Raw genomic sequence first — 14577 nt, 5'->3', positions numbered from 1 at the left:
TCAGGGACACAGGAATTGGTGCCCGCCAGCAGCACGAAAGGGAATCGAACTCCTCGCCCAAGCCACTTCGAAATCATCAGGCGGGAGGGAGCCAGGCAGGTTTTCAATCTGCGTCCTGAGCGCACATCTAGCCGAGGTAACGCAATGCGCGGTCGAGAGTACGCCGTCCGTCTGCATCGCGCCTTCCAGACCGCGCCTCGTATGCCGCGCAAGGTTCTCAAAATGCATCTCGGTCATGAGCACACCCACGGCTGCAGCGTATCCCATGCCGGCGGGAGCGGAGCACCCATGAAGGTAACGCGGCTCGGCAGATACATCGTGCGCGCTGCAGATCCATCGGTGTGCGGAAGAGGGAGCAGGTGATTCGTGTCTGCGAAATCGTCGTCATTCGACCTCTGCTCCTTCGTCCGAACAGCAGCGCGCGAAGGCGCGTGCTCCGCGATCGAGGACCGGTATCGAGACGTGGGTTGATCGGGAAGTTGTGGGATGCGAGCTTAAGGATGGGCGGCTTGGCCGCCGGTTCGGCGAACTGCTCGCACAAATCGGGAGCGACATGGGTCAGAGCATCCCGCTGGTTTGTCAGGATTGGGCCAACGCCAAGGCCGCCTATCGCTTCTTGTCCAACGAGCGGGTCAACGAGGCGGATATCGGCATCATCCAACCCTGTGAGCGGCGAGGTCAAGATGGCGCTCCCATGACATTGGCCGGTGTCCGGTCCGCGCCCCGCTCGCCGCAAAGATGTGCATGCAGCGCGGCCACGCATTGATCCGCGTTCTTGTTGTCACGCTTTTGGCCCGGGACGATCGTGAGATCGGCAAGTTGATAGAACGGCGCGCGCTCGCGGATCAGTTGCGTGATCTTGTCCGCTCGGTCCTCGGTCTGCAACAGCGGCCGGGCGGTGTCACGGCTAAGGCGTCTCTTGATTTCGCCTGCGTCCGTATTGAGCCAGATCGACACCCCCTTCTCGGCGACGCAGCGCTGCGTCTCCTCGCGCATGAACGCGCCGCCACCGGTGGCGAGCACCACCGGCCCTCGCTCGAGAAACTGCGCGATCAACCTCGCCTCGAGGTCCCTGAAATGCCGCTCCCCTTTGGTTGCAAAAATGTCCGCTATCGACATGCGAGCCATCGTCTCGATTTTCTTGTCGGAATCGATGAAAGGCAACCCCAGTCGTCGCGCAAGATGTGGGCCGATAGTGGATTTGCCAGCACCCGGCATGCCGACGAGCACGATCGGCCGCGCGCCCAGGGCGCCAACGATCTCTGTTGCGATCGCGGAGTGTGCCGTACGGCTCGGCGGCGACTTTTGCAACCGGCGAACGAGGCTGGTACCGGCTGTGCCACCCGCGTCGGCTTCCCAATGCGGGATTGATGTGGCTCCTTCGGGAATGACAACCTTGTTGCAGGCCTGTCGTACGCGCTCCAAGAGTGGCTCGGCCATTGACTGGTCCAAGGGCTCTTGGCTCGTTCGCTGCCCCTCCTGCAGCTTCTGCAGCTCCTTGTAAGTGTCGTGATTGATGATCTTGGCGGTGTAACTGTCTGCCGTGTGGAACTCCACCTCGAAGCGGTAGCCGCCGCTCGTGGCGAGCACAGTCTTGATGCCGACGAAGGTCGGTGATCTGGCCTTGAACCAATTGGTCGTACTGACCTCAGCACAGCCGCTCTCGTCGAAGGCTAGAATGGCCTTCTTGACGGCACGCGTAAAATCCCGATCAGGGAGCTCGAGGACGTGGCGTACAGCGTTGCTGATCAGCTGAGCACTGGCCTCAGACGGGACCTGCATGCCGGCGAGTTGGTCTGTCATCGAGCTTTCTGATCTCAAACGCTCAGCGAGATGGGGCATCTTCACCTCTATGTTAGCCCGTCTGAGGACTTCGGCGACCGAGCCCACCATAGCGGTAATGCCGTTCTCTTCGGCCTGAGCGCGGGAAGCCTCCATTTGGGCGCGCTGTGCGGCCTGCTCACGCGTCAACGTGATCGTCGTGGCGGAATCATCGGCAGCAAGCTCTCGGCGCGAGGGTTCAGGCAGAATGCCTTGCTCGGCTGCAAGCTTGATCGAGACTTGCATGACTGAAGCCGCCAGCGTTGGATTGTCCTTGAGATCGTCCAAGGTGGCATCAACATCGAACTCACCCTGGTTGAGGGCAGCCGCGACGCTCTTGGCATAAGGCACTGATTTCAACCCCGGTGTCTGTTGCAGCAGACGCTGAAGATACCCGCTCTTGATCATAAAGGTGTGGGCGCCAGTGTCGGATTTATAGGCGTCAGTCCCGACCTTGATACCGAGGCTCAGTAGATTGCTTGCACTTTGGACGAGATCGTGCGGATTGTAACCATCCGGCCGCGGGTCGATGCGCACGGGGTAACGATCGACGATAAGCTGGATGCGGTCGCGTGGCTGAGCCGTTGCCGGATAGATCTCCGCCAGCTCCGGGAACAGCTCGCAGAGCGGTTGGCTCAAGGCGAGCTGTGTCTCACTCACGCTGGCCGCTGTTTCGGGCACGAGTTGTCCGGGCAGGGCTTGCTCATCCAGCCTGGCGGTCCATGCCTCGAGCTCGGTGACGAGCAACTCGGCCATTTCGCGCGCGACCGGATGGTCTGCCAGCTCGATCTCGTGCCGCGCCTTCTCGAGCTTGTCCTGGACGTCCTGAACACTGACTTGCTCCTGTTCCAAGAGGACTCCGATTCCTCGCTTGAGCTCTTTGTGAACGCCTTCATAGGTGCCGAAGATGGCACGCTCGGCAAACCACTGTCGGGCCTCGTTGGATTGAGCCAGAAAGCCTCGCTGCAGGCCGGTGTATATTTCAAGAACATTCCGCGTGGCGGCGAGGATCTGGCTGGCGCGACCGAACTTGTAATGACCGTCCTCAATCGCTGGGGTATGCGACTTTGGCGGCTTGAGCGAACCCAATCCGCGAGCTTGCTCCTCTTGATCGAATTGCCCGACATGCTCGTAAAGCTGCGGCCGATCGCCGATGATGAGAAGGCTATCCCCGTCGAAGTCGCCATCAAGCATCTTCTGTTCACCGGGCGGCACGGCAACCACCGAGCCTGAGGCAAACAATTCAGTCGCCTGGAGGATGCCGACACAGTCGATCGCCGTGTCCACTTTTGCGCGGTCTTTGCTCTTGGTCCAGTCCGAATGGCACTTGACGTCCTCGGCAGACATCACCAGCCCCCGGTCGGCGAAGTCGGTCGGCCACATCTCATCCGGCACCACGATCAGAAGCCCTTTTGCGAAGAACGTCGGATCGTTGGCTGCCAACTCCTTCCCCGACTTCTGGGCAACATTAAAACTGTATTGGATGGTCACGCACTGATCGAGGAACGCTGCGGTCGGATCCCCATCAGCAGGCGACCTGACCTGGTCGGGGGCGAGCGGGCGCAGGTTAGGCTTGTCATAAGGTGATCGCCCAATCAGCACGCCGCCACCGCTCAACGTCTCGCTCTTGAGCGTCGGCACATGAAGATGACCGTCAGCGGACGGGACGGCGATTGCGCCCAGACCATTGATATGTCCGGCGGTCACGGTGCGAAACAGCTCCTCAGACGTCAGCTTGTGATCTTTCCGGCTCTCAAGCCAGTTCCTGGCCTTCTCGCGCACCTCATCCGCCACTTGCTCGCTACGGGGATAATGTTGCAGCGCCGAGACCGGCAGGACCGAATTCCTTGCCTCACCATATGCGAGCACCCGGTCAGGACCTTCCTGTTGGCCGGTGCGACGCACAGCTGGCATAAGGTTGGCTAGCGAGGCCCTGATGAAGCCGCACCCATCATGCGGTCGCAACGCGATAGGGCCGTCCAGCCCCCTCAGCTTGAAGGGATGCTCCTCGTTGGTAGGGCGGTCGGGCAGCAATGCCAATTTGAACGCGCCTTCAAGCGCGTAGTCATGCGGAGATAGATCCTTGATCGCGGGAGGCGCCGCAAAACCCCTGCGCTGAGTATAATAATAGGCCTCCTTGAAAGGGGCCCAGGCGCGAGACAGCTGCTCGAAGGCGGTGCCCGGTGCGGTTTCGGCATAGGGAATCGCCAGAAGCTTTCCCCCGGCAGGTCTTGCTGACTCACCTGGAGCACGGGCTGCCACCTGAGACACAGTCTGACGCGGCGGCTTCAACTTGCTGCCGCCGAACAGGTCCATGCGGTATGGAACTCCGTTGACGTTCACCGTACGCGCCAGCATGAACGCGCTCGGTGTTGCTGGCAGTTGCACCGCGACCACCGGCAGGACTCCCGAGGTCAGGCGATGAAAAATCGAATACCGCATCTCCGGCTCCTTGGCCAGCGGCCGCCCCTGCATGTCCACTACAGGCAGCTGCATCAGTCCCGCGTCACCCTGCGGAGTTCTTGGCGCGTGGTCCATGGATCGCAAGACCTGATGCACGTCGAAGACCGACGCAGGATGTTGCGCCTGGATCGCCGCCGCATCCTGCTCCATGAATAAGTCCAGCGCATCTACGGGACTGTCCGCCTCGATCTGCGCAATCAGATTCCAGCTCATGCTGGAAAGATCGCCTTGAATCAGGTCGCGCGCCCCGGCCAAGATCTCTCTGGTCCCATCGTGCAGCTCTTCCTGCCTGATCCGTAACTCGGGCCTCTTGCCCTCAACATACGGTGACCTGAACAATCTCTCCAGGACGGCACGAGCCTTGAGCGTCTGATAGATCGATAAAGCGGGACAGCGGCTTGCAAGCGGCCCACGGATCCGCTCGGCATCGTTTGCGTTCAGATGCGCCTCGATCTTGTGCTCGACCACAGGTTGGACGTCGTTGAGCAGGTTGAGGGCCTGCCTGCGGTGCCAGCGTAGCGGCCTCTGTGGGCTACGCGCCAGCGGCAGCAGAGCAGCACAGAGATTGCCCATGGTTTCCAGATCGTTCCGGGCCGAAAAATCAGGGGCTTGATGCAATTCCGACAGCCGATTCAAGCCTGTCGGCGCGAGCAAACCGAGATCATCAACCAGCCGAGCCTTACCTAGCCCCTTGAAAATGGTTGTGATGTGCAGAGCGTCTGCCTGCCCCAGACGATCATGATCATAGTACAGGTAGTGGGCGAGCTTGTGCAACCGATCCTTCGGGAGAGCAGCCTCCGTAATCTCCCCACTGTCCTCTGCCCTCATGATCGTTCGCGACAGAGCATTGGCGAGCATACTCAGCTGAGGCGTGGTGAACACGCCGAATCGCCATTCTCGAGTGCCTAGGCCGCGCGCGATGTCCATCGTGGACTGCCGGCACGCCGCCTCTTCCGGCCATTTGGCGAAGCCGTTCACCAAGGTCGCCACTACCTGTGGAGCGAAATCAGAGGGCTGGCGCCGACGGGCTTCCCCGGCGATCGCGGCCGCGGCTTTGCCGCAGTCCTCCTCGTCCGGCCACTTGCTGAAGCCGTTCACCAGACTCGCCAGCCCCTGTGGGGCAAAATCAGAGAGTTCGGCGCGACGAAGAACCTCGCCCGCGAGCGCAAGCGTGGCGTCGCGTGATGCCGGCGATTCCGGCCATTTGCTGAAACCGTTCACCAGGTTCGCTAGCCACTGCGGAGCAAAATCAGAGAGTTCGTCGCGGCGAAGCACCTCGCTCGCAATCGCGAACGTGGCGTCGCGAGGGGCCGGCTCTTCCGGCCACTTGCTGAACCCGTTCACCAGATTAACCAGCTCCTGGCGCGTAAAATCAGAGAGTTCGGCGCGGCGAAGCACCTCATGCGCGATCGCGGCTGTGGCGTGCTGAGACCCCGCCTGATCTGGCCACTTGCTGAAACCGTTCACCAGGTTCGCCAGCTCCTGCGAAGTAAAATCAGAGAGCGAGGCGGCGCGCCCAAGAACCTGCCATGCGATTGCGACCGCGGCGTCCCGACAGTCCGGTGCTTCCGGCCATTTGCTGAAACCGTTCACCAGATTAGACAAGTGCTGGTTGTTAAAATCAGAGAGCTGGGCCCTGCGGCGACGGACCTCGCTGGCGACCGCTACTGTGGCTTGCTCAGACGCCGCCGCTTCTGGCCACTTGCTAAAACCGTTCACCAAGTTCGCTAGGCCCTGCGGAGCAAAGTCAGAGAGCTGGCGGCGACGGACCTCCCCTGCGATTGCAACCGTGGCGTCACGACAATCCGGTTCTTCCCGCCACTTGCTGAAACCGTTCACCAAATTAGCCAGGTGCTGGTGATCAAACTCGAAGAGCCGGGCGCCGCGGCGAAGAACCTCATGTGCGATTGCAGCTATGGCTTGCTGAGACGCCGCCGCTTCTGGCCACTTGCTGAAACCGTTAACCAAGTTCGCCAGGTCGTGAGGAGCAAATTCGGAGAGCTGGCGCCCGCGAATCGCCTCAGCGATTGCGACTGTCGCCTCGCGACAACCCGCTGCGTTCGGCCACTTGCTGAAGCCATTCACCAGATTAGTCAGGTGCTGGTGAGTAAAATCACGGAGCTGGGCGCCGCGGCGAAGGACCTCATGCGCGATCGCGTCCGCGGCTCGCTGATTTCTTGCCCCTTCCGGCCACTTGCAGAAACCGTTCACCAGGTTCACCAAGTCCTGGTGATTAAAATCAGAGAGCTCGAACTCGCCGCGCGCGGCGCGACGACGGACCTCACCGGCAATCGCTCCGGTGGCTTGGCGAGACCACTCGTTTTCCGGCCACTTAGTGAAGCCGTTTACCAGGTTTGCTAGGTCCTGCTGACGGAATTCAGAGAGCCGGGCACGGCGGTCACAACGGAGCACCTCGCTGGCCATCGCGCCTGCTGCTCGGCGCGCTGGCGCCTCTTCCGGCCACTTGCTGAACCCGTTCACCAATGTCGCCAGCGTCTGTCGAGTAAGATGAGACAACTGGTCGTCGCGGCGAAAGACCTCACTGGCGATTGCGAGCGCGGCGTTGCGACAGTCCGTCCCGTCCGGCCACTTGCTGAAACCATTCACCAGGTTCGCAAGATTCTGGTGAGTAAAATCAGAGAGTTGGGCGCGGCGGCGAATAATCTCGTTGGCAATCGCGACTGTCGCTCTGTGATAGTCCGCATCGTCCGGGCATTTGCTGAACCCGTTCACCAGGTTCGCCAGTTCCTGCGAAGTAAAATGAGAGAGCCCTTCCTCGTGGGCGCGGCGAGAGAGTTCTGTGGCGATGTTGGCTGTGGCTTGGCGACAGAGCGTCTCTTGCGGCCATTTGCTAAAACCGTTCGCCAAATTCGCCAGGCCCTGGCGGTGAAAGTCAGAGAGCCCTAACTCGCCGCCAACAGCGCGGCGAGCGACCTCACCGGCGATCGCGACACTCGCGCGGCGAGACGCCACCTCTTCGGGCCACTTGCTGAACCCGTTCACCAATGACGCGAGCGCCTGCTGAGTAAGATGAGAGAGCTGGTCATCGCGGCGACCGATCTCGTTGGCGATTGCCAGTGCGGCGTGGCGACAGTCCGCCCCGTCCGGCCACTTACTGAAGCCATTCACCAGGTTCGTTAGATTCTGGTAAGTAAACTCAGACAGTTGGGCGCGGCGGCCAATAACCTCACTGGCGATCGCCACCGTGGCCTGGTGACAGTCCTCATCGTCCGGGCATTTGCTGAACCCATTCACTAGGTTCGCCAGCTCCTGCGGACTAAAATGAGAGAGCCCTTGCTCGCGGGCGCGGCGACAGAGTTCTGTGGCGATGTTGGCTGTGGCTTGGCGACAGACCGCCTCTTCCGGCCATTTGCTGAAGCCGTTCACCAAGTTCGCCACGTCCTGGTGATTAAAATCAGAGAGCCCACACCCGCGGGCGGCGCGGCGAGCAACTTCACCGGCAATCGCTCCGGTGGCCTGGCGAGACGACGCCTCTTGCGGCCACTTGGTGAAGCCGTTCACCAGGTTCGCCAGATCCTGCTGACTGAATTCAGAGAGCCGGGCGCGGTGGTCACGACGGAGAACCTCACCGGCTATCGCGCCTGCAGCTTGGCGAGAAGCCCTCTCCTCTGGCCATTTGCTGAAACCGTACACCAGGTTGGGCAGTTCCTGGTGAGTGAATTCAGAGAGCCGGGCATGGCGGTCGCGACGGAGGACCTCGTCCGCGATCCTGACTGCCGCTTGGCAAAAGACCTCCTCTTCCGGGCATTTGCCGAAACCGTTCACCAGATTCGCCAAGTCCTGGTGATTAAAGGCAGAGAGGCCGAAGTCACTGGAAGCGCGGCGAAGGGTCTCACTGGCGAGCGCGGCCATAGCATCGCGACAATCGGCTACATGCGGCCACTTGCTGAAGCCGTTTACGAGGTTCGCTAAGTTCTGCTGACCAAAATCCGAGAGCCGAAAACGACTGTCGGCGCGACGACGGACCTCACGGGCGACGGCTTCCGTGCCCTCACGAGTTTCCGCCCGTTGCGCCCACTTGCTGAAACCGTTCACCAGCAACGACAGACTTTGACTATTCAGCAGCCCAAGTGCCCCATCCTCGTCACGACAAAATTCGGCGATTCTGATCGTTCCATTGCGGCATGTCCTCGATTGCGGATACCGACCAAATGATGCAGCCAAAAGCGAAAGAGCTTTTGGCTCGACTTCGCATAACAACGCACCATGACGCTTCGACACGCGAGCCGCCATCGCCTTGCAAGCCTCGACGCCTTCCTGACCTCCGACCTCGCGGCTCACCACGTTGCATACCGTCGCGTAGCCCCACGATTTGCCCCGCCGGATATCGTCCTCGAAGCGAGGGACAAATTGACTTCTGAAGTTGGCGGCGGCCTTTCGTATGAATGTCGCATAAATCTCGCCACCAGCCTTTTGCAGCTGTTTGTCATGGTTTACCACGGCACATGAGAATCCAACGATGTCACGGGCGTAATAAATCGCGCGTAGAGCTGCATTAGATTGTTGTTCTGAGATTGCACTTTGCGTGCTCTGCCTGGCGACGTCATCCGTGCGCCGCCTTTTTGGTTCGCGTTCCAAGCCGGATACGGATTGCCTGCGCGAGGAGGAGGCAATTTGTTGTGAATTTCTGGACTGATCGGCACTTCGGCTCTCGGCGCCGGAACGCGACGGACCTTCTCGCCAATCTGGCGCGACGCGATACGGCAAATAGCGAGAACTTGGCTGGTCGTCACGCAGCTGCTCGTCACGCGCATCAACGGTGCGATCGGCCAATACGCCGCGTCGGACATTGCTAAGTCGGACATTGCCAGCCGAAGGCGGCCTTTGAGCGGATGGCGCTCCCAAATTTCGATTTTCGGAGCGCAAGCCTTGCACGACAGAACTGAACGTCGGGCCATCGCCTTCGCCGCCAACATCTGACGCTTCTGGTTCACTGGGTGCATTCCCAAGTCGGTCAACTCGAGTCAAAATCCGCCCTCCTCGCAAGCGAGAATTAGCCGATCAGAGCGTTTGGCGCACACGCGGTCCCGCCGCGACAGCCTCAACGATTTTGTTTCAACAGACGATCAGAAAGGAGCTTTTTACGCTACGCCGACGAGACGTGACTCGCCCCACCCGGAAAGCGCAAACCATTTCTGCACAATTGTTCGAAGTATGGCATCGAAGATATCCACTTCACCTGACGTGAACCTGACCTGCGCACTGTCGGCAATCCGGAGTGGTGTTGCATTCGCCCAACTAAGCCACTCGTCCGGGAATTGCGAAGGCAAGCTCGAGACAGGTGTGGCGCGCTGATCTTGGCTTTTCCCCTTCGCGACGTTGATGCGAGTAGGAACGGCGGGCCAAGTAGCTCATCGAGCAAGAGCTGGCCGAGTGCCAAGCGCGTAGATTGGTGTTCTCGAAGAACTTCGTCGGCACGCTTCTTCGCCGGGTGTCAAAGGCTCTCGGTGAGCTCGCGGCTGAGACTGGCCGGCCGTTCAATCCGTCATCCGCCCGCGAATATCCTACCGGCACCTATCGACAGCGCTTCGCGTGCCTCCGGCCGCGTCGCGAATCGAGGACGGGTCTCGGCTTGGACCATCTGATGTCCACACCAGCTTCGCCATTGACGTCGCGTTGGTGGCCGAGCCAAATACAAGCTGGAGTGGCAGGTCGCCGCAGTACCCTGGTCAGGCGGACACTCCGGACAGGTAGTGCCGATCAAGGCAAGCACGTCGTCAATCGCCTCCGGGCCCCGCTCGGGTGAAAGACAGAAAGCCGCCTCCTCGCGTGCCATTCGGCGAGCTCTCATGCTCATGCGGGTCAGCGCGGCCCTTTATCCAGCGATGCTCTTCGCTTTCACGGACGGTAGCTGCTTCGATGAGGACGCTTCGCCTCCATCCCTCGATCGGATTGCCGTCCGCCGCTTCCTGCATCCAGCATCGAAACCTCTCCCGCGATGTGGGGCGCCCCCGGGTAACGCCCCACAATGTCGCGAGCCAATACAAGTTAGGGATTCGCAAATGAGAGAGCTCGGCGTTGTCCACCTGCTCCGCTTGCCAACCTCAACGGATCGGCACCCATGAGTGCGCGCGCGAGAAGCGCCCCGCCGCGACACTGGCGCAAGGCGGGCGGGGTCTTATGCGGGCTTGGGGGTTAGCATCGGGATCAGCTTGGCCAGCCTGCGAAGGTTCTGAGCGGTGGCTGCGAGGATGAACACGTCGCGCGCGCCGTTTCGGCCTCGTAGACGTAAACGGTCGAGCTTGAGAATGCGCTTGAGGTGCGCGAACAGCATCTCGATCTTCTTGCGTAACCGGCTCGAGGCGCTCCATTCCCAAGATCACGCGATCTCGCGCGCCACGTCACGGGCGCCGTCATAGATCGACCGCGGCACGTATCGAGCCGCCTCCTTTGGACAGCACCGGGGCTTTAGAGGCAACCTTGGCAATCATACTTGCTCCCGGCAGCGCAATGTCGCACCGTCGATCAATGAGCCGGTCGTCGACAGCAACGTGCCGCCGGAGCAGACATAGGCATCGCTGGCATGGTCGTAGGTGAAGTCGTCGCGTGAGAAAGTGCCATCCTGGCGCGCCGACTCGTCGAGCACTGTTACATGCGGCTCGATGCCATGCCCATAGACCAGCCAACCGAGCATCTCAGCCGAGCCGTAAGCGCTGTCGCCCATGATCCTGGCAGGATAGATGTCGAAGCGCTCCATCGAACGTTCGATCATGCGCTTGGCGGCGAGGACCTCGGCCTGTCGGATTGCCGTGGTCGCTTCAACATCGACGATGATCGCGTTCTCGACGTCGACCAGATAGTTCGTCGAATACGTTGTGACGATGGCGGCCGAACGCATGGCGCAGGGTCTCACCCAGACTATTGAGCAGGCGCCAGTGGTCCGCCACCTGCACCGCGTCGGGCGCGCCACAGCCGAAGCGAGAGCGGCGACGCCCTGATCCGCTCGTCAAAGCTGCGCCACAGCCGCGTGAATGGTTCGAGGCCGAGCCGTGGCGGACCGGCAGCGAACTCCTGTGCAAGCTTCAGGCAGAATACCCCGGGGTCTACCCGAGCAAAGCACTCCGAACTCTTCAACGTCGTCTCAAATCGTGGCGCAGCGAGCAAGCAAGCTGTTGTTTGGCTCCTGGGAAGACGTAGCACAACTGACGTGATCGACACATCACACCGGCGAGCCCGCCGCTGCTCGATAACGGAACGGCTGTGTGACGTAGACCCGTGATCGATCGAGGACCGAGCGCGGACATCGGCGCGCTCGAAATGCCCACCAGTTGTGCGACCGGCTTCCTTCACTCCCTGGCTAGGGAGCAAAATAGATGAGGCAACGAGAGGTCTATTGGGAACATCGCTACATGCGGGCAATACGGGCTTCCTACCCAGATCGTCGCGCCATACAAGCGCCAGATGTATGGCCGTTCAGGATTTGCACTGCTAAGAAACAGGCTGCTGACGACCGTCTGACAACGCACAATCGCCCACGATGAAAACGCGAAAAGGCGACCTGCACCAAATATGCGGAAGAACCCTAGATCGCCGCGCCATATCCAATTCTCCAAGCTGTTTCCAACCGGAGAAATGGCTCAACGATCAGGCCTCACACCATGCAAAACTGCGCGCGATCATTTCGGAACCCCGCGCGCCATCAAATCGGTGCGGTGCGCGCGATGACCTCGGAATCGGCACCTTCCTTTCAGTCGTGGGTTCGCGACTGGCATTTTGGCTTTATTGCGATTACGCGTGGAGAGCACCGCGCTCGTCAACTGCCAGAATTTGCAATTGCCAAAACTCATCCTCGGCATGAACTTCGCCGACGGACTCGAAGTCGTCAGGTCGCAAGCTCAATCCGCTGCCGCCTGCCCCCTTCCGTCACCGAGATTCGTCGATAGCTCCCATTCTCGCGTGCCATTCTGTCTGATTTGAAACGTTGATGCGACAAACCGAACCAAGCAGCCTGATCGTTCCGTTGCGGCGGCAAACCGCTGTTTTTTGGTCTCGACACGGCAGCAACGCTTTCGCGTGCGGCACGCCGACTGCAGGAACAAATAACCAGCAATTGAAGGACGTCGCACGCATCACCGGCTCACGATTACACAATGGGGCTTGCTCGATTGATCCTGACCAATGCGAGGTTGAAGCTGTAAAATTGTGGGCTACGGGCCTCGAGAGGCGCCGCTCCCTTGCATTCCCTTTGTTTTGGCGACCGGAGAGACGCATCGATGAACCCAGGACAGGACCAACCGGGGGACGACGTTACGACTGTCTCTTCCGAACGAGACCAACAGCCAGGCTGCCTATGCACGCTCACCCGGGCCGCAACGCAGTGGGTTGGATCCTTGACCAGGACGCGCATCTCTGCCGCTGGCGATCCGACGAACCGCGAGGCTCGGGCTTCGCGCGAAACGGCGCAGGACCAGGTTCTGGAGGGCTGGGCTGCCGACGACGGACAGGGTGAACAGGAGAACCGGCAAGAGGCCGTAAGACGAACCAGAGCCTGGCTCGATGCCGCCGCGGCCCATGCGCTGCTGGACCTTTCGTTGCTATCCCTGACAGCCTTGCCCGCCGCCTTTCCCGCCGCGCTCCAGCGTCTGAGCATCTGGGGCAATCAGCTGACCAGCTTGCCCAACCCCCTTCCGACCGATCTCCGTGTGCTCTACGCCATGCGCAACCAGCTGAACAACCTGCCGGCCGCCTTCCCGGCCGGGCTCTTGCGCCTCAACGTTCACGACAATCAGCTGACTACTTTGCCCGATAACCTTCCGGCCACGCTTCTGGAGCTGAACGCTAGCTACAACCGGCTGACCAATCTGCCGGCCCGCCTCCCGCCCGGGCTCGAATTTCTCGACGCGAGCAACAACCAGCTGACCAGCCTACCCGAGACGCTGCTGACGCGGCTCGGCCCTGAGTGCGTCGTTGATCTGGAGGGTAACCCGCTATCCGAGCGGGTACGGACCAATCTGGCGGCAGCCTGCAATGTCCCGGGCTATGCCGGCCCACACCTCTACTTCTCGAGAGACGGAGGATCGGAGCAAGCGCCGCCGCGGCCTCTGCCCGAGGTCGTCGCGGACTGGCTGGAGGGCGAGCCGCAGGTGGTGGCTGCCTGGCAGACCGTCACTGATGAACCATGCGCCCAGCAGTATGCCCTCTTCCTCGACCGGCTGCGGCACACCGTGAACTATGGCAACCCCGAGTTCCGGCAGGCGGTGGCCGAGGATCTGCGGCAGGCGGCAATCAGGCCGCGGTTGCGCGAGCAGTACTTCCAACTGGCCTTCGGGGCGAGCGAGACCTGCGAGGATCGCATCACTTTGACCTGGAACGGCATGCAGACCGCACGTCTAAACGCTGATGTCGAGGACGGCGCCTATGACGAGCGGCTCAACGAGCTCATCGAGCAAGCCCGCGTGCTGTTCCGCTTGGACCAGCTCGAGAAGATCGCCCGGCAGAAAGTCAGCTCGCTCCGCTTTGTCGACGAGATCGAGGTCTATCTCGCCTATCAGATCAAGCTGCGCGAGCGGCTCAAGCTGCAGCATATCGCTCCGGACATGCGCTTCTTCACCGTCTCCTACGTCACCGAGGACGACCTCATTGCGGCCGAGACGCGCGTGCGAGACGAAGAGGCGGCAGGATTCGCCGACTATCTGGTAACCCGCTGGTCCCCCTTGGAAACCGTGGTGAGCCGCATTGCACCCGAGGCTTATGCAGCGATGCAGGAACGGCTCGCCGATGCGATGGGCGAGGAGTTCGAGACGCGCCTGCAGCAACGGCTCGCCGATCATCACCTGACCGATGCCGCACCGGAGCTCAGAGCCGCAGCCGCGGAGGCGCTCGGACCCGATCTCCTCAAAGAAATCACCTGCGAGATCAAGGGCGCGTTGATGCGCGAGGTGCTCGGGGACCGCGGCCTCGAGTTATGAAGTGGCGCTCCGTATGCGGGGGGATCCTGTTTCCATGCGATCGGCGGCGCAAGGGGGCATTCCTGCCGAAGTTGGATCCGGACCAAGCCGGAGATCGCGCTAGTCTTATTGAGTGTGCGCTGGAAGGCCGGCCAAGGAATAGATGGTGAGGGTCCACTACGATGAAGGAGTAGCGTCCCACATCGGCCCCGAGCCCTGCGGCAGCGTCCGCGAGGGCGCTGGCGAAGCGTCGAAAGGGGAGCATGCAGGCCAGCCATTGAACCGCGAAAGAAGATTGTTCCGGGGGCCGACGCTAACTCAGAGCGGAAGGCGACGCGGGCGGGTGCGACAACGCGAGCACCTGGACGTCCCGGCGTGGTCGTAG

The 14577-nt window shown here is 61.1% G+C and carries 4 protein-coding genes and 2 pseudogenes; 3 read left to right on the top strand and 3 right to left on the bottom strand.

The annotated features are described in order from the left end of the window. Positions 1–325 precede the first annotated feature (325 nt). On the top strand, positions 326–766 hold the full coding sequence (locus ACV1FX_RS21360; RefSeq protein WP_473119550.1) for an IS4/Tn5 family transposase DNA-binding protein: 441 nt from the start codon (positions 326–328) through the stop codon (positions 764–766). On the opposite strand, the gene ACV1FX_RS21355 is transcribed toward ACV1FX_RS21360, so the two are convergent. From ACV1FX_RS21355 to ACV1FX_RS21345, 3 genes and pseudogenes are all read right to left on the bottom strand, one after another. Beyond that, positions 679–8745, bottom strand: coding sequence for a shikimate kinase (locus ACV1FX_RS21355; RefSeq protein WP_473119522.1), 8067 nt, complete (start codon positions 8743–8745; stop codon positions 679–681). The genes ACV1FX_RS21360 and ACV1FX_RS21355 overlap by 88 nt on opposite strands. Continuing rightward, on the bottom strand, positions 8739–9239 hold the full coding sequence (locus ACV1FX_RS21350; RefSeq protein ID WP_473119521.1) for a hypothetical protein: 501 nt from the start codon (positions 9237–9239) through the stop codon (positions 8739–8741). Before ACV1FX_RS21350 ends, ACV1FX_RS21355 begins: the two co-directional genes overlap by 7 nt. A 1184-nt stretch (positions 9240–10423) precedes the next feature. Next, positions 10424–11116 (bottom strand): annotated as a pseudogene (locus ACV1FX_RS21345) (transposase); the annotation flags it as partial. A gap of 104 nt (positions 11117–11220) precedes the next feature. Between ACV1FX_RS21345 and ACV1FX_RS21340 the strand changes: the two are divergent. Continuing rightward, positions 11221–11442 (top strand): annotated as a pseudogene (locus ACV1FX_RS21340) (ISNCY family transposase); the annotation flags it as partial. 1193 nt (positions 11443–12635) lie between these two features. Continuing rightward, a complete protein-coding gene (locus ACV1FX_RS21335) occupies positions 12636–14213 on the top strand; it encodes an NEL-type E3 ubiquitin ligase domain-containing protein (protein ID WP_473119520.1) in 1578 nt (525 codons plus the stop codon). Positions 14214–14577: the final 364 nt, after the last annotated feature.

Source organism: Bradyrhizobium ingae, assembly GCF_055791185.1.
Note: the sequence above shows the minus strand (reverse complement) of the source record. Positions and strands in the feature narration are given on the sequence as shown.